This window comes from Acidovorax sp. A79 (assembly GCF_041154505.1).
Lineage (GTDB): Bacteria > Pseudomonadota > Gammaproteobacteria > Burkholderiales > Burkholderiaceae_C > Acidovorax.
Map to the genome: position 1 here is coordinate 4926470 of NZ_AP028672.1, position 15970 is coordinate 4942439.

A 15970-nucleotide genomic window follows, 5' to 3' on the forward strand; every position below is an offset into this window, starting at 1 on the left:
GGGCTGTGTTCCTGTAGGCGCACGGCTTGCCCACTACCTGCCGCAGCATGTCCTCTTCCCTTTCCCGCACGCCCGTCATCGACATGGCCAAAGGCCTGGCATGCATCGCTATCGTCTGGCACCACCTGGCCTTCTACGGGCCCATGTCGGACATCGCGCAGCCTCTGGCCCCGGGGCTCATCGCCTGGCTGTACGACTACGGCCGCATGGCGGTGCAGGTGTTCCTGGTGATCGGCGGCTACCTGGCCGCCGCCAGCCTGGCGCCGCAGGGCGTGCCGCGCTTCGACCACGCAGGCCACGCGATCGCCAGGCGCTTCGTGCGGCTGGTGGTGCCCTATGCCGTGGCGCTGCTGCTGACGGTGGTGGTGGCCGCGCTGGTGCGGCCGTGGATGGAGCACGCTTCCGTGCCGGACGAGCCCACCCTGGCGCAGCTGCTGGCCAACGCACTGCTGCTGCAGGACATCGTCGGCGAGAGCGCGCTTTCCGCAGGCGTCTGGTACGTGGCCATCGACTTTCAGCTGTTCGCGGTGAGCGTGCTGGCATGGGCCGGAGCGCGCGCGTTGCCTGGCGCCTGGGCCCGGCGGCATGCGGCGCGGCTGGCGCAGGGCGCGATCGTGGCGGGCGTGGCCCTGTCGCTGTGGGTGTTCAACCGCATGCCCGAGCTGGACATGTGGGCCGTGTATTTCTTCGGCGCGTACGGGCTGGGCATGCTGGCCTACTGGGCCGTGCGGGCGCGCCAGGCGTGGGGCTGGCTCGCCGCGATGGTGCTGCTCGGGGGCGTTGCGCTGGCCATTGACCACCGTGGCCGCATCCTGGTGGCCCTGGCGACGGCGCTGTGCCTGGTGGCCGCCCTGCGCTCGGAAGGCGTGCGGTCATGGCGCGGGGTGGGGCCGCTGGTGCAGCTCGGGCAGATGTCGTACTCGGTGTTCCTGGTGCACTTCGCGGTGTGCCTGCTCGTGAACGCGGTGGTCAGCCACCTGTGGCCTGCATCGCCGGTGCCCAACGCGCTGGGCATGCTGCTGGCGTTCGTGCTGTCGCTGGCGGCGGGGCGGCAGCTGTATCTGCGCGTGGAGCGCCACGTGCCCTCCTGGACCACGGCCTTGCGCTGGCAGATGGGGCTGGTGGGGGCGGGCATGCTGGTGGCGGTATCCAGCAACTGGGCATGAGGCAGGAACAGGTTCTGAGGGCCGCAGCAAACCCCTGAGGTGCCGCGCGGCGGCACCTGGCGCAATCAGCCTCGCAGCTTGCGTTCCCGGCGCTTGCGCTGGCGGTCGAGGAACCAGGCCATGAAGGGCAGGATCAGCATCGATCCAGGAATCACCCAGATGAAAAGGTAGGGGCTGACGGAAGACGCCGACCGCATCACATCGCGCAGGTGCGTGCGTTCGTCGGCGGTCCAGTTGCCCTGGCGGCGCTGCTGCACCAGCCACACCACCGAGCCCTTCATCGTGGCCATCTCGCGCTTGAGGCGGCTCTTCTCGCGGCTGTTGCCGGCCAGGAACGAGCAAAACCATTCCGGCGCGCGCTCCATCCGCCTTTGAAAGGCGACGGTCGAGTCCGGGTCGAACGTTTCGATGAGCGGGTTGTCGGGGGGTGGAGGCGGGCTGGTCATGGCGGATGCCATTGTCACTGCATGTGGCGGTGGCACCAAGCGTGGTGCAGCCAGGCGACGTTTCGTCGCGCGGTCAGCGGTGGAGTTCGCCCGCGCTTTCGGGCTGGTACAGAAGGTCCTTCACCCGCACCGTCATCGACTTGCCGCCCGGGCCGGGCCAGGCGAGTTCGTCGCCCACGGACAGGCCCAGCAGGGCGCTGCCCACGGGCGCGAAAATCGAGATCCGGTCCGCGCTGCCGTCCATGTCGCGGGGGTAGACGAGCGTCAGGCAGAACTCCTTTCCCGTCTCCAGGATCGAGAACTGCACGGTGGAGTTCATCGTGACCACGTGCGGCGGGATTTCTTCCGGGGCCACCACGTCGGCGCGGTCCAGCTCCGCCTGCAGTTCGGCCTTGCCCGGAAAGACGCTGGCCGGAATGGCTGCCAGAAGGGCCTCGATGCGGTCAACGTCCAGGGACGACAGGATGATCTGGGGCTTGCGCGCCATGGGGGTACCTCGGTGGTGTGTTGCAAAGCGCGGGACTGTAGACCATCGCCAATCTCGCACTGCCGCGCACGGTCATTCGGGGCGGCCCCACGGCGGCCCGCCCGCTTCCCCCGGTGGGGACGGCGCTGGGGGCCCGGAGGGTCAATCCCCCTGGATGTTGCGCGCCTTGATCAGCGCTCCAAACCGTGTGCTGTCGATGGATGCACGGGCGTTGAAGTCGGCCGGGGACATCGGTGCGGGAACGCCTCCGAGTGCCGCGATGCGCTCCTTCACGGCCGGTGTGGCCAGCACCTTGTTGATCTCGCGGTTCAGGCGGCTGACCACCTCGGGCGGCGTGCCAGCCGGGGCGTAGAAGCCGAACCAGGTGTCGGCATCGAAGCCCTTGAGGCCCACCTCTTCGAGCGTGGGCACGTCCGGGAACAGCGGCGAGCGCCTGGAGCTGCCCACCGCCAGCAGCTTGAGCTTTCCCGCCTTCACGTGCTGCAGGCCGATGCCGGGGTCGAACATGAAGTCCACCTGCCCGCCCAGCAGGTCCTGCATGGCGGGGGCCGCGCCGCGATAGGGCACATGCACCGCGAACACGTTGGCCTGGGCCTTGAGCATCTCAGCCGCCAGGTGCGGCGAGCTGCCGTTGCCCGGCGTGCCGAAGGTCAGCTTGCCGGGGTTGGCCTTGAGGTACTTCAGGAACTCCTGGATGTTGTTGACCGGCAGCGTGGGCCGGACCTCCAGGAACACCAGCACCCGCGCCGCGGCGGCCACCGGGACCAGGTCCTTGGCGGGGTCGAACGGCATCTTGGGGTACAGGTGCGGGTTGACCGACACCATGCCGCCCGAGCTCATGAGCAGGGTGTAGCCGTCCGCCGGCGACTTGGCCACGGCTTCGCCGCCGATGTTGCCGCCGGCGCCGCCCCGGTTCTCCACCACCACGGGCTGCCCGAGCGCGGCCTGCAGCGGCACCGTGACCGCGCGGGCGATCTGGTCCGCCGCGCCGCCCGCCGGGAAATTGACCACCACCTTGATGGGTTTGCCGGGCCAGGTGTCTGCGCGTGCCGCGGCGGGCAGCAGCAGCAGGCTGGACGCGGCGCCGGCCAGGGCTAGCGCGCCCAGCAGGCGGCGCGTGGTGCGAGGGGGAAATGAATGCATGCTTGTCTCCAGGTGTGGCCCGGGCGTGCCGGGTCTTGTGTGCTTCTTTTGCGGGGTGAAACCAAGGGATGGCGGGGCTCGCCGTGGCGGTCGTGTCAGGCCACGTCCACCTCCACCAGGATGGCGCGCGGATGGGCCAGCGCCGTGCGCAGCACGTCCGGCAGCTCGCTGGCGTCGCTCACGCGCACGGCATCGCAGCCCTGGCCCCGGGCCAGTGCCAGGAAGTCCAGGTCCGGCAGGTCGGTGCCCTCCAGCTTGTCACCCTCGTGGAAGCCGAAGGTGGGCGCGAACTCCTGCAGCGCCGCGTACCGGCGGTTCTTGAGGATGATGAACGTGATGGGTAGCCCGAGCTGCGCGGCGCTCCACAGCGCCTGGATGGAGTACATCGCCGAACCATCGCCGATGAGGCCGATGACCTTGCGGTCGGGCCTGGCCAGCGCCACGCCCACGGCGGCGGGCAGGCCGTAGCCCAGGCCGCCGCTGCACATGGTGTAGAAGGTCTCGCTCTGCAGGATGGGCAGGTAGGCGTGCATGGCCGCGCGGGAGCTGGGGGCTTCCTCCACCACGATGGAGGCCGCTTCGCGCACCTCGGCCAGCGTCTGCATCACATAGGGCACGCTCATCAGGGCGGAGGGCTCCGCGCGCGGCCGTGCGGCGCGCGCGGGGGGCAGGTCGCGCACGGCGGGCGCGGGGCGTGCGAGCAGATCCTGCACGCCCAGGCGCACGCTGCCCACGGCCGAGGTGCCCTCGGGCGTCCAGGCGGCCGTGCCGGGGTCGTCGATCAGCTGCACCAGATGCGCGCCGGGGGGCACGTGCGGCCCGAAGCCTTCGACGTGGTAGGTGAACGCGGCGGCGCCGAGCGCAAAGACCAGGTCATGGCCGCCGAGCAGCGACACGATCTTCTCGCGCATGGCCGGCAGCACGCCCGCGAACAGGCGGTGGTCCTGCGGAAAGCCGCAGCGGCCGGACATGGGGGCGATCCATACGGCGGCGCTGTGCCGCTCGGCCAGGGCCAGCACGTCGTCCCAGGCGCGGTCGCGGTCCACGGCGGCGCCCACCACGAACACGGGGCGCCGCGAGGCGTCCAGTGCGTCGCCGATGGCCTGCAGCACGCGGGGCTCGGGGCGCGACCCGGTGCTCACGGTGCGGGCCTGCAGCGGCTCGCAGGGCTTGTCCCAGTCGTCCGCGGGGATGGACACCAGCACCGGCCCGCGCGGCTGCTGCATGGCGATGTAGTAGGCGCGCGCGATGGCCAGCGGCACGTCCTCGGCGCGGGCGGGCTCGATGCTCCATTTCACATAGGGCTTGGGCAGCTCGGTGGCCTGGCCCGAAAACAGGAACGGGTCGAACGGCAGGATGGACCGCGCCTGCTGCCCGGCCGTGATGACCATGGGCGTGCGGTTCTTGTGCGCCGTGAAGATGTTGCCCATCGCATGGCCCACGCCGGCCGCCGAATGCAGGTTCACGAAGGCGGCGTTGTGGCTCGCCTGCGCATAGCCATCGGCCATGCCCACCACCACGGATTCCTGCAGGCCCAGGATGTAGCGGAAGTCGCTGGGGAAGTCGAGGAACAGCGGCAGCTCCGTGGAGCCGGGGTTGCCGAAGATGGTGTTGATCTCGAAGCCGCGCAGCAGGTCGAGCACCACCTCGCGCACCGTGGGGCGGCTGGAGGGGGCGGGCGCGGCAGGGGCCGTGTTCTTGGGGAGAGCCTGGAGCATGGGGCGTGGCGGTGCTGAAGAGGAAGGCCCTGATCTTCGGCGGGCCTGCGTCATCCATCAATACAATGAAACGACTAAGCGGTATTCATCCAATGCATATCAAGGACATCGACCTCAATCTGCTGCGGCTGTTCGACGCGGTCTATCGCACGCGCAACGTGAGCCGGGCTGCGGAGCTGCTGGACCTCACCCAGCCCGCCGCCAGCCAGGCGCTGACGCGGCTGCGCCTGCTGATCAAGGACCCGCTGTTCGTGCGCGCGGGCGGCGGCGTGGAGCCCACGCCCAAAGCCGACCGGCTGGCCGATGCGGTGCGCGGCGCGCTCGGACTGCTGGAGGAGGCGCTCAACGAGTCCGCGCTGTTCGACCCGGCGAATTCGCGCAAGGTGTTCCGCATCCACATGAGCGACATCGGCGAAGGCCGCTTTCTGCCGGACCTGATGGTGGCGCTGCGGCGCGAGGCACCCGGCGTGCGGCTGGAGACGCTGCCCGTGCCGCGCAGCGAGATCGCGCAGCGGCTGGACAGCGGGCGCATCGACTTCGCCTTTGGTTTCCTGCCGACGGTGAAGGACACGCAGCGCGTGGAGCTCATCCAGGACCGCTACGTGGTGCTCCTGCGCGCCGGCCACCCCTTTGCCGCGCGAAGGCGCGCCGGGGCCGGCCTGCTCAAGGACCTGCGGCAGCTGGAGTTCGTGGCCGTGCGCACGCATTCGGACACGCTGCGGATCCTGGAGATGCTGCAGCTCGAAGACCGCCTGCGCCTGACCACCGAGCACTTCATGGTGCTGCCCGCCATCGTGCGGGCCACGGACCTCGCGGTGGTGATGCCGCGCAACATCGCGCGCACCTTCGCGGCCGATGGGGGCTACACCCTCATCGAGCCGCCCTTGCCGCTGCGGGATTTCACGGTGTCGCTGCACTGGAGCCGCCGGTTCGAGAGCGATCCGGGCAACCAGTGGCTGCGGGGGGTGATCGAAAGGCTCTTCCGCGAGTAGGGTGTGGTGGGGGGAGGGCGGTGCGCCCCGCTTCAAATAACTGTATATTCATACAGTCATGAAGCCAAACCCTGCCGCCGACCCCGACCTGCCTGACGCACCGGCGGAAGTGCGCGTCCCCCTGCAGGCCATTCGGGGCCGGGGGGCCGCCACGGCCATGCCGCACCGGTTCAGCCGCGATGTGCGCGAGGTGGTGGATGATGGCTGGAACCACGGCCCGCAGGGCGCGGGAGGGGCGGATGGGGATGATGATGGCGGCGGCGGCGGGCCCGCCCCCGCCACCACGGTGCACCTGGAGACGGCCCGCAGCGCCATCTGCGCCAACGACTCCCCCGACATTTTTTTCGAGCTGTCCGTCAATCCCTACCGGGGGTGCGAGCACGGCTGCGTGTACTGCTACGCCCGGCCCACGCACAGCTATCTCAATTTTTCGCCCGGGCTCGACTTCGAGACCCAGATCGTGGCCAAGCACAACATCGCCGAGGTGCTGCGCCGCGAAGTGGCGCAGCCGCGTTATGTGCCGCGCCTGCTCAACATCGGTTCGGCCACCGACTGCTACCAGCCCGTGGAGCGCGAACTCAGGCTCACGCGCGGCCTCATCGAGGTGATGCGCGATGCACGGCACCCGTTCTCGCTCATCACCAAGTCGAGCGGGGTGGAGCGCGATCTCGATCTGCTCGCGCCGCTGGCAGCGCAGCAACTGACCGCGGTGTACGTGACGATCACCACGCTCGACCCGCTGCTGGCGCGCCGCATGGAGCCGCGCGCCGCCGCCCCCCACCGGCGCCTTCGCACGCTGCGCACGCTGGCCGAGGCCGGCATTCCGGTGGGCGTGAGCGTGGCCCCGCAGATCCCCTTCATCACCGAAGACATGGAGCAGGTGCTGGAGGCCGCGCGCGATGCGGGGGCCAGGAGCGCGTTCTATACCGTGCTGCGCCTGCCGTGGGAGCTGGATGCGGTGTTCCGCGAATGGCTGCAGGTGCACTACCCGCAGCGCGCGGCGCGCGTGATGGCACGGGTGCAGGATTTGCACAACCTCGATGCGGCCCAGCGCAGCGCGGGCAAGAGCTACGACAGCAGCTTCGCCACCCGCATGAAGGGCAGCGGCCTGTGGGCGGACATGCTGCGCCAGCGGTTCGCGGGGGCGTGCCGGCGGCTGGGGCTCAACCGGGAGCGGCTGGAGCTGGACCTGTCGCAGTTCAGGCCGGGGCTTGCGCGCGGGCAGGGCAGCCTGTTCTGAGCCAGGCCGGGCTGCGAGGGAAGTGGCCGGAAGTGGCCGGAACACACAAGTCCGGCTTGCTCGCCGTCACAGCCTGCGGCTGCCGCCGGGGGGCGCGGCCATCGCCTGTGCCTGGTGGCGGCAGGCGGTGAACATGTCCAGGTCCGGGTTGTAGGCCCCCGTCGTCACGTCCAGGAGGCCGAGCACGGAGTGAAAGTAGTTGTCGTGCGTGATGCGCCGTTCGGCCAGGTCCTGCTGCAGGCAGCCCGTGGCCGCACCCGTGCGCGATTGCATGGCGGGCGAGAGCCAGGTGATCCAGGGCACGTGCTTTTGCACGTCGGGCGCGATGGCGTAGGGCAGGCCGTGCAGGTAGAGGTTGTTCTCGCCCAGTGATTCACCATGGTCTGCTACATAAATCATAGCTGTCTGCGCTTGTTCGGAGCGCGTGGAAAGCCATTTGAGCACTGAGTCGAGGAAAAAGTCGGTTTCCACGATGCTGTTGTCGTAGGCGTTCACCACCTGCTGGCGTTCGCATTCCTGCAGCGCCGTGGAGGTGCATTCGGGCAGGAATTTCTTGTGCTCGGATGACGAGCGCTTGGAGTAGGCGGGCCCATGGCTGCCGATCTGGTGCAGGACCACCACGGTCCCGCGCTGGCGCTGCTCGGCGGGCAGCGCGGCAATGCGGGCGTCCAGGTCCTTGAGCATGATGCGGTCCAGGCATTCGCCCCGGGTGGGGCACAGCGCGGGGTCCTGCAGTGCCGACGTGTTGGTGTCGCCCAGGCGGTCGCACACCCCCTTGCAGCCCGACTGGTTGTCCACCCAGAGCACGGCCAGCCCGGCGTGGTGCAGCACATCGACGAGGCTCTCGAAATTGGCCGCGCGCGCCTCGTAGCCGGTGCGCCCCAGGTGCGAGAACATGCAGGGCACCGACGCGGCGGTGCTGGTGCCGCAGGACCACGCGTTGCGGGCGCTCACGAGGTCGGTGCGGGCCGAAAGAAGCGGCGTGGTGCCACGGCCATAGCCGTTGAGCCCGAAGTTGCCGCTGCGGCCGGTTTCGCCCAGCACCAGCACCAGCAGGGGTGGTTGTTTCTGCACCGCATAGCTTGCGCCCAGCCTGGCATCGCGCCCCAGCGGCAGCAGTTTGCTGGTGTCGATGCGCAAGGGCCTGGTGGCGATGTTGCCCAGCGCGTACACGCTGTTGAGCGGGTTGATGAGATAGCGCAGCTTGGTGTGGTTGCGCATGGTGGATGCGAAGTCCTGGAACACCATCAGCAGGCACACCACGATGACCGCGATGGCTCCGAGCAAGAGCGCGCCGTTGTGGGCCGCGTGCCGCAGGCCGCCCAGGCGCTGCACCGGAGTGCGGTAGAGCCACGCCAGCGGCGGTACCGCCAGCGCCAGCACGGTGCCCGCCATGCGCCAGCCGAGCAGGTCGCCCGCCTCGTGGGCATCGGTCTGCAGCACGTTCACGAGCATGCTGGCATCGATGGCGATGCCGTAGGCGAGCATGAAGTAGGCCCCGAAGGCTGCCATCACCACCAGCACCGCTGCCGCGGGCTTGAGCGTGCCCCGCCAGGCCAGGAGGCTCAGCAGGGCCGCGTTGCCGGCGGCCACGATGACCACGAACGCCGCGGCAAAGGCCCAGCCGCGCGCGCTGCCGTGGCCGGGCAGCTCGGCCACCTCGCGCCACAGCGGCACGTTGCAGGCCGTGGCCAGCCAGGCGCTGATGAGCACCACCACCCACGCGGGGTGCAGGTGGCGCGGTGCGGGTGCGGAGGAAGCTGGGGCTGGAGACCGGGGCCCGGCGCCCGTGGCTGCATGGGAAAGCAGCAGGCGCTGCAGGATCAAAGGCATGGGCGCACTGTGGCGCCCGAGACTTAAGGCCGCATTAACGTCCGGGGGCCTGCAGGGTCCTGGCGTGGTGCCTCAGGTGGTCGGCCATGAAGCTCTGGATGAAGTAGTAGCCGTGGTCGTAGCCTTCGTGGCGCCGCAGGGTGAGCGGCTGGCCGATGGCCTGGCACGCCTCCTCGAACAGATGCGGGTGCAACTGCGTGGGCAAGAACTTGTCGGCCAGGCCCTGGTCGATCAATATGCCGGCCGGGTAGGGCGCCACCGGCTGGTGCTGCATCAGCACCGTGGCGTCGTGCTCGATCCAGCCCGTGCGGTCTGGCCCCAGGTAGCCCGTGAAGGCCTTCTCGCCCCAGGGGCACTGCGTGGGCGCGCAGATCGGCGCAAAGGCCGAAAGGCTCTTGAACCGCCCCGGGTGGCGCAGCGCCAGCGTGAGCGCGCCATGGCCGCCCATGGAGTGGCCGCAGATGCCCAGGCGCTCGCCATCGATGGGCAGTTGCGCCGCCACCTGCGGCAGCAGTTCCTTCATCAGGTAGCTTTCCATGCGCCAGTGGCGCGCCCAGGGCGCGGCCGTGGCGTCCAGGTAGAAGCCCGCGCCCACGCCGAAGTCCCAGCTCTCGGCCTCGCCCGGCACGTTGGCACCGCGTGGGCTGGTGTCGGGCGCGACCAGCGCCAGGCCCAGCTCGGCCGCCAGGCGCTGGGCACCGGCCTTGACCATGAAGGTTTCTTCCGTGCAGGTCAGCCCCGCCAGGTACAGCATGGCGGGCACAGGGCGCTGCCGCGCCTGCGGCGGCAGGAAGACCGAGAACTTCATCGGCAGGCCGATCTCGGCAGAGGCGTGCTGGTAGAAGCGCTGCTCGCCGCCAAAGCAGGCGTGGCTGCCGAGCAGGTCCAGGGAGGTGGTCATGTGGATTGCTTCAAAATTGATAGCTTGCAGCGCATGAAGGATAAGCGCTAGGGGCTGTTTTTACCTTGATTGATCGCCTGCGGGGCAGGCTCAGGCGGCATACTTGACCACGGAGCGGATGGACTTGCCCTCGTGCATCAGGTCGAAGGCTTCGTTGATGTCCTTGAGGCCCATGGTGTGCGTCACGAAGGGCGCCAGCTGGATCTTGCCGGCCATCGCGTCTTCCACCATGCCGGGCAGCTCGCTGCGGCCCTTGACGCCGCCAAACGCCGTGCCCAGCCACTTGCGGCCGGTGACGAGCTGGAAGGGGCGGGTGGAGATCTCCTGCCCCGCGCCCGCCACGCCGATGATGACGCTCTGGCCCCAGCCGCGGTGCGCGCATTCGAGCGCCGCGCGCATCACGTTCACGTTGCCGATGCACTCGAACGAATGGTCCACGCCCCAGGTGGTCATCTCGACGATGACCTGCTGGATCGGCTTGTCGAAGTCCTTGGGGTTGATGCAGTCGGTGGCGCCGAAGGTGCGGGCCAGGTCGAACTTGGAGGGGTTGGTGTCGATGGCGATGATGCGCCCGGCCTTGGCCAGCTTGGCGCCCTGGATCACCGCCAGTCCAATGCCGCCCAGGCCGAACACCGCCACCGTGTCGCCTTCCTGCACCTTGGCCGTGTTCTTCACCGCGCCCAGGCCGGTGGTCACGCCGCAGCCCAGCAGGCAGACCTGCTCGGGGTTGGCGTCGGGGTGGATCTTGGCGAGCGAGACCTCGGCCACCACCGTGTACTCGCTGAAGGTGCTGCAGCCCATGTAGTGGTAGATGGGCTGGCCGTTGTAGCTGAAACGCGTGGTGCCGTCGGGCATCACGCCCTTGCCCTGCGTGGCGCGCACGGCCACGCACAGGTTGGTCTTGCCGCTCTTGCAGAACAGGCATTCGCCGCACTCGGCCGTGTACAGCGGGATCACGTGGTCGCCGGGCTTCACGCTGGTCACGCCTTCGCCCACCTCCACCACGATGCCCGCGCCTTCGTGGCCCAGCACCACGGGGAACAGGCCCTCGGGGTCGTCACCGCTCAGGGTGAAGGCGTCGGTGTGGCACACGCCGGTGTCGGTGATCCTGATGAGCACTTCGCCCTTCTGGGGCGGGGCCACGTCGATTTCGACGATCTGCAGGGGTTCTCCGGCCTTGAAGGCCACGGCGGCTTTGGATTTGAGGGTCATGGTGGGTCAACGGGTTGGTCGGGGAAGGGCGGCGGCGAGGCTCTTTGGCCGGCAGCGCGCAGGGGGACCGCATGACTGTAGGCCATGTGCAGGGCCTGGTGGAGCCCGTGGCCGCAGATCCTGGGGTTATGGCCGGATTCGACGGCATGGGCGGCAGCCGGACATTGCCTCCCGTATAGTCGGGCGCCTTTCATTTCCGCTCTGCCGACCGACCCCCATGGACCACCACCACGCCAACAGCCCGCACCGCGTCGATCTCGTGGTCTACCCCGGCTTCAAGGCGCTGGAGGCCGTGGGCCCCATGTCCGTGTTCGACTATGCCAACGTGCACCTGCGCCAGCATGGCCGGCCCGACGGCTACGCGGTGCGCGTGGTGGCCGCGCAGGCGGGCGCGGTGCCATCGGACACCTTGATGGCGCTGAACGCCACCCACACCCTGGCCGAACTGGAGCAGGGCGGAGCGGGTTGCACCGTGATCCTCGTGGGGTCGCGCAATATCGAGCAGGTGCTGGCGGCCTCTCCCGAACTCGTGGCCTGGGCGGCAAGCGTGGCCCCGCGCGTGGACCGCATGATCGCCCTGTGCTCGGGCAGCTTCTTCCTGGCCGCCGCCGGCCTGCTCGACGGCCGGCGCGCCGCGACGCACTGGAGCGTGGCGGCCCTGCTGCGCCAGCGCTATCCGGCCATCGAGGTGGACCCGGACGCCATCTACGTGCGCGATGGCCCCCTGTGGACCTCGGCCGGCGTCACCGCGGGCATCGACCTGGCCCTGGCGCTGGTGGAAGAGGATTTTGGCCACGCCCTGGCGCTGGAGGTGGCGCGCGACCTCGTCATGTACCTCAAGCGCCCCGGCGGGCAGTCGCAGTTCAGCGTGCAGCTGGCCAGCCAGGGCACGGGCCACCGCGACATCCAGGCGGTGCAGAACTGGGTGCTGGAGCATCTTGCGGAGCCCATGCCGCTGGCGGCCCTGGCGGCACGCGCGGCGATGAGCGAGCGGCATTTCCGGCGCGTGTTCACGCAGGAGACGGGGCAGACCCCCTCGGCCTTCGTGGAGTCCGCGCGGCTGGAAGGAGCGCGGCGCCTGCTCGAGTCGCAGGCCGGGCTGCCGCTCAAGACCGTGGCCGCGCGCATGGGCATGGGTTCGGAGCAGGCCTTGCGGCATCTATTCGTGCGCCACCTGGGGATCACGCCGCTGGCGTACCGGGAGCGGTTCAGCAGGGCGGGCGGCTAGTGGCCGCCGGGCGGGCAGCCCCGCCGTAGCGCGCCCCGCATCCGGCGTGGCCCACGCTCATGCAGCAGCCTGTGCCGTGCTGCGCGGCGGTGCCGCGAAAACCTCGCGCGCGGCGGCCAGCCCGTTGAGCGCCGCGGGAAAGCCGGCGTACACCGCCATCTGCATGATGACCTCGACGATTTCCTCGCGCGTGACGCCCACGTTCAGCGCCGCCTGCAGGTGCACCTTGAGCTGCGGCGTGGCGTTGCCCATGGCGGTGAGCGCCGCGACGACGGCGATCTCGCGGCTTCTGAGGTCCAGGCCGGGGCGTGAATAGATGTCGCCGAAGGGAAACTCGATCAGGTAGCGGGCAAAGTCCGGTGCGATGCCGGCGAGGCTGTCGATGACCTGTTCGCCAGCCTCACCGTCGATTTCGCGGAGTTTGGCCAGCCCTTGTTCGTAGCGTGTGCGGTGGTGCATGGAGGGTGCTTTCATCAGGGGTGGATGCGGTGTCCAGGGAAACCTCGACCGCCCGGTAGTGCGCGATCTTGGCCTGCAGCACCTGGGCCGACTGCTGCATCGCCGCGATGGCGGCCTGCACGTCGTTCAGGTGCGCTTGCAGCATCGCGCGCCGTTGCGGCACCGTGGCATCCCCTTCGCCGCGAAGCCTGGCGAAGGCCTGCATCTGCCCGATGGGCATGCGGGTCTCGCGCAGGCGCAGCAGGAACCCTATCCACTCCATGTCCGCTGCCGCATAGCGGCGCTGGCCGCCCGCCGCGCGGGCCACTGGTGCGATCAGCCCCGCGCGCTCGTAGTAGCGCAGGGTGTGCGCCGTCAAACCCGTGCGCCGTGCGACATCGTTGATGGTGAGGTGGGATTCCATGAAAGCGATCCTAAAAGTTCGAGTGCACTCCAAGTCAAGGGGCATCTTGCGCCGACGTGCGCAGGAGGGGCCCGCGCACCCTGCGGCGGGGCGCGGGGCCTGGGGCCTGGGGCCTGGGGCCTGGGGCCTGGGGCCTGGGGCCTGGGCCGCGAGGGGCGGCCCCGGCGTTTGCGCACAGGCAAAGAAAAAGCCCGCCAATGGCGGGCTTGGGGGTTGTCGCGGATTGGCGCCCCAGGGGGCGCCGCGCCGCCAGCCAGCCGTGGACGGCTGGCGCGCGGCCGATCAGCGCTTGGACAGGGGCGGTACGTCGCGGCGTTCGGAGCCGGTGAACAGCTGGCGGGGGCGGCCGATCTTGTACTCGGGGTCACCGATCATTTCGTTGAGCTGGGCGATCCAGCCCACGGTGCGGGCCAGCGCGAAGATGCCGGTGAACAGGTTCACGGGGATGCCGATCGCGCGCTGCACGATGCCGGAGTAGAAGTCCACGTTCGGGTAGAGCTTGCGCTGCACGAAGTAGTCGTCTTCCAGGGCGATCTTTTCCAGTTCCTTGGCCAGCTTGAACAGCGGGTCTTTTTCCAGGCCCAGCTCGGCCAGCACTTCATTGCAAGTCTCTTGCATGAGCTTGGCGCGCGGGTCGTAGTTCTTGTACACGCGGTGGCCAAAACCCATGAGCTTGACGCCGGAGTTCTTGTCCTTGACCTGCTTGATGAACTCGCCGATCTTTTCCACGCCGCCCTGGGCCTGGATGTCGTACAGCATGTTCAGCGCGGCTTCGTTGGCGCCGCCGTGGGCGGGGCCCCAGAGGCATGCCACGCCGGCGGCGATGGCCGCGAACGGGTTGGTGCCCGACGAGCCGCACAGGCGCACGGTCGAGGTCGAGGCGTTCTGCTCGTGGTCTGCGTGCAGGATGAAGATGCGGTCCAGCGCGCGTTCCAGCACGGGGTTGACCTTGTACTCTTCGCAGGGCGTGCCGAACATCATGCGCAGGAAGTTGCCTGCGTAGGAGAGGTTGTTCTGCGGGTACATGTAGGGCTGGCCCATGCCGTACTTGTAGGCCATGGCCACCAGCGTGGGCATCTTGGCGATCAGGCGGATGGCGGCGATCTCACGGTGCTGCGGATTGTTGATGTCCGTGCTGTCGTGGTAGAAGGCCGACAGGGCGCCCACCAGGCCGGTCAGCACCGCCATGGGGTGCGCGTCGCGGCGGAAGCCCCGCAGGAAGAACTGCATCTGCTCGTTGACCATGGTGTGGTTGGTCACACGGCTGGTGAAGTCGGTCTTCTGCGCTTCGTTGGGCAGGTCACCGTACAGCAGCAGGTGGCAGGTTTCCAGGAAGTCGCAGTTCTGGGCCAGCTGCTCAATGGGGTAGCCGCGGTACAGCAGTTCGCCCTTGTCGCCATCGATGTACGTGATGGCCGACTGGGTCGCTGCCGTCGACAGGAAGCCCGGGTCATAGGTGAACATGCCCGTCTGCGCATACAGCTTGCGGATGTCGATGACATCCGGGCCGATGCTGCCCTGGTAGACCGGCAGGTCCACGCTGGGGCTGCCGTTGCTGAAGGACAGGGTGGCTTTGTTGTCAGCTAGCTTCATTGTTACTTTCCTTGGGTAGGTTGCCGATAATGATCCGGTCTTGGGGCATGCACCTTGGCCGCGTCAGGCGTGGAAAGCCGTCATCGCGCCACCGCTTTGTCTCAGCATGCCGAGCACTTCGCGCGCTTCTTCTGTGTCTTGTTCGCCCTGCGGCTCGCGCCGCCGCAGCAGCAGGTCCAGCAGGTCGTTGTCCGCCAGGTCCATGAGCGCGCGCAGGCCCTGCGCATGGCGCTGGGTGAGCGTGGGCTCGTAGCGGGCAAAGAACTGTTCGATGAACAAGTCGTTTTCAAGCAGGCCGCGCCGGCAGCGCCAGTGCAGCTTGCTCAATTCGCGCTCGTCCAGCAGCGGCGAGCCCGCTGCTGGCGCGATGGATGGAGTGGACAGGATTTCCATGGACTGGCGTCTGGGAGGGGGGGGCCAGGTCAGATGGCGCGGCGCACCATCAGTTCCTTGATCTTGCCGATGGCCTTCGTGGGGTTCAGGCCCTTGGGGCACACGTCCACGCAGTTCATGATGGTGTGGCAGCGGAACAGGCGGTACGGGTCTTCCAGGTTGTCCAGGCGCTCGCCGGTCGCGTCGTCGCGGCTGTCGGCGATGAAGCGGTAGGCCTGCAGCAGGCCGGCGGGTCCCACGAACTTGTCGGGGTTCCACCAGAAGCTGGGGCAGCTCGTGGAGCAGCTGGCGCACAGGATGCACTCGTACAGGCCGTTGAGCTCTTCGCGCTCTTCAGGCGACTGCAGGCGCTCGCGGTCGGGGGCCAGTTCTTCGTTGATCAGGTAGGGCTTGATCGAGTTGTACTGCTTGAAGAACTGCGTCATGTCCACGATCAGGTCGCGGATCACGGGCAGGCCCGCCAAAGGCTTCAGGACGATGGTGCCCTTGAGCGTGTTCATGTTGGTCAGGCAGGCCAGGCCGTTCTTGCCGTTGATATTCATGGCATCCGAGCCGCAGACGCCTTCGCGGCACGAGCGGCGGAACGACAGGGAGGGATCCTGTTCCTTGAGCTTGACCAGTGCGTCCAGCAGCATGCGTTCGTGGCCGTCGAGTTCGATCTCGATGGTCTGCATGTAGGGCTTGGCGTCCTTGTCCGGGTCGTAGCGGTAGATTTGGAATGTGCGCTTTTGCATGTTTCTTCTCTCGTGGGGCTAC

16 protein-coding genes are annotated in these 15970 nt (G+C 68.7%); 4 read left to right on the top strand and 12 right to left on the bottom strand.

All coding sequences use genetic code 11. The annotated features are described in order from the left end of the window. Positions 1–47: 47 nt before the first annotated feature. Positions 48–1166 carry an acyltransferase family protein gene (locus ACAM51_RS22580; RefSeq protein WP_369641918.1) on the top strand — a complete coding sequence of 373 codons (1119 nt, stop codon included), beginning with the start codon at positions 48–50 and terminating at the stop codon, positions 1164–1166. Positions 1167–1231: 65 nt separating this feature from the next. Here ACAM51_RS22580 and ACAM51_RS22585 read toward each other — a convergent pair whose 3' ends face one another. From ACAM51_RS22585 to mdlC, 4 genes are all read right to left on the bottom strand, one after another. Next, entirely contained in the window at positions 1232–1612 is a 381-nt protein-coding gene (locus ACAM51_RS22585) for a hypothetical protein (RefSeq protein ID WP_218293919.1), read from the bottom strand. 73 nt (positions 1613–1685) lie between these two features. After that, positions 1686–2099 (bottom strand): nucleoside diphosphate kinase regulator, encoded by a 414-nt coding sequence (gene rnk / locus ACAM51_RS22590; RefSeq protein WP_218293920.1) that lies wholly within the window; start codon positions 2097–2099, stop codon positions 1686–1688. Between the two features lie 141 nt (positions 2100–2240). Next, positions 2241–3242: a tripartite tricarboxylate transporter substrate binding protein gene (locus ACAM51_RS22595; RefSeq protein ID WP_218293921.1), complete on the bottom strand. Its 1002-nt coding sequence runs from the start codon at positions 3240–3242 to the stop codon at positions 2241–2243. A 95-nt stretch (positions 3243–3337) separates the two neighbouring features. Next, a complete protein-coding gene (gene mdlC / locus ACAM51_RS22600) occupies positions 3338–4960 on the bottom strand; it encodes a benzoylformate decarboxylase (RefSeq protein ID WP_369641919.1) in 1623 nt (540 codons plus the stop codon). Between the two features lie 92 nt (positions 4961–5052). Between mdlC and ACAM51_RS22605 the strand changes: the two genes are divergently transcribed. Both ACAM51_RS22605 and ACAM51_RS22610 read left to right on the top strand, forming a co-directional pair. Next, positions 5053–5952, top strand: coding sequence for a LysR family transcriptional regulator (locus ACAM51_RS22605; RefSeq protein ID WP_218340667.1), 900 nt, complete (start codon positions 5053–5055; stop codon positions 5950–5952). 58 nt (positions 5953–6010) lie between these two features. Further along, the gene (locus tag ACAM51_RS22610; RefSeq protein ID WP_369641920.1) at positions 6011–7192 is read left to right on the top strand and encodes a PA0069 family radical SAM protein; all 1182 of its coding nucleotides are present in this window, start codon (positions 6011–6013) and stop codon (positions 7190–7192) included. Between the two features lie 66 nt (positions 7193–7258). Here ACAM51_RS22610 and ACAM51_RS22615 read toward each other — a convergent pair whose 3' ends face one another. The 3 genes from ACAM51_RS22615 to ACAM51_RS22625 form a co-directional block, all read right to left on the bottom strand. Further along, the gene (locus ACAM51_RS22615) at positions 7259–9025 is read right to left on the bottom strand and encodes a phosphoethanolamine transferase (RefSeq protein ID WP_369641921.1); all 1767 of its coding nucleotides are present in this window, start codon (positions 9023–9025) and stop codon (positions 7259–7261) included. A gap of 34 nt (positions 9026–9059) precedes the next feature. After that, positions 9060–9926, bottom strand: a complete 867-nt coding sequence (fghA, locus tag ACAM51_RS22620; protein WP_369641922.1) for an S-formylglutathione hydrolase — start codon at positions 9924–9926, stop codon at positions 9060–9062. 90 nt (positions 9927–10016) lie between these two features. Beyond that, the gene (locus tag ACAM51_RS22625; RefSeq protein WP_369641923.1) at positions 10017–11138 is read right to left on the bottom strand and encodes an S-(hydroxymethyl)glutathione dehydrogenase/class III alcohol dehydrogenase; all 1122 of its coding nucleotides are present in this window, start codon (positions 11136–11138) and stop codon (positions 10017–10019) included. Between the two features lie 217 nt (positions 11139–11355). Between ACAM51_RS22625 and ACAM51_RS22630 the strand changes: the two genes are divergently transcribed. Next, positions 11356–12366 (top strand): GlxA family transcriptional regulator, encoded by a 1011-nt coding sequence (locus ACAM51_RS22630; protein WP_218293928.1) that lies wholly within the window; start codon positions 11356–11358, stop codon positions 12364–12366. 57 nt (positions 12367–12423) lie between these two features. Here ACAM51_RS22630 and ACAM51_RS22635 read toward each other — a convergent pair whose 3' ends face one another. The 5 genes from ACAM51_RS22635 to ACAM51_RS22655 all read right to left on the bottom strand — a co-directional run bounded on the left by ACAM51_RS22635 (position 12424) and on the right by ACAM51_RS22655 (position 15948). Further along, positions 12424–12825, bottom strand: a complete 402-nt coding sequence (locus tag ACAM51_RS22635; protein ID WP_218340673.1) for a carboxymuconolactone decarboxylase family protein — start codon at positions 12823–12825, stop codon at positions 12424–12426. Beyond that, positions 12767–13228: a MerR family transcriptional regulator gene (locus ACAM51_RS22640; RefSeq protein ID WP_218340674.1), complete on the bottom strand. Its 462-nt coding sequence runs from the start codon at positions 13226–13228 to the stop codon at positions 12767–12769. Before ACAM51_RS22640 ends, ACAM51_RS22635 begins: the two co-directional genes overlap by 59 nt. Positions 13229–13510: 282 nt before the next feature. Further along, positions 13511–14821, bottom strand: coding sequence for a citrate synthase (locus tag ACAM51_RS22645; protein WP_218293931.1), 1311 nt, complete (start codon positions 14819–14821; stop codon positions 13511–13513). A gap of 63 nt (positions 14822–14884) precedes the next feature. After that, positions 14885–15214 carry a succinate dehydrogenase assembly factor 2 gene (locus ACAM51_RS22650; RefSeq protein ID WP_369641924.1) on the bottom strand — a complete coding sequence of 110 codons (330 nt, stop codon included), beginning with the start codon at positions 15212–15214 and terminating at the stop codon, positions 14885–14887. A gap of 29 nt (positions 15215–15243) precedes the next feature. Continuing rightward, positions 15244–15948 carry a succinate dehydrogenase iron-sulfur subunit gene (locus ACAM51_RS22655; protein WP_218293933.1) on the bottom strand — a complete coding sequence of 235 codons (705 nt, stop codon included), beginning with the start codon at positions 15946–15948 and terminating at the stop codon, positions 15244–15246. Between the last annotated feature and the right edge of the window lie 22 nt (positions 15949–15970).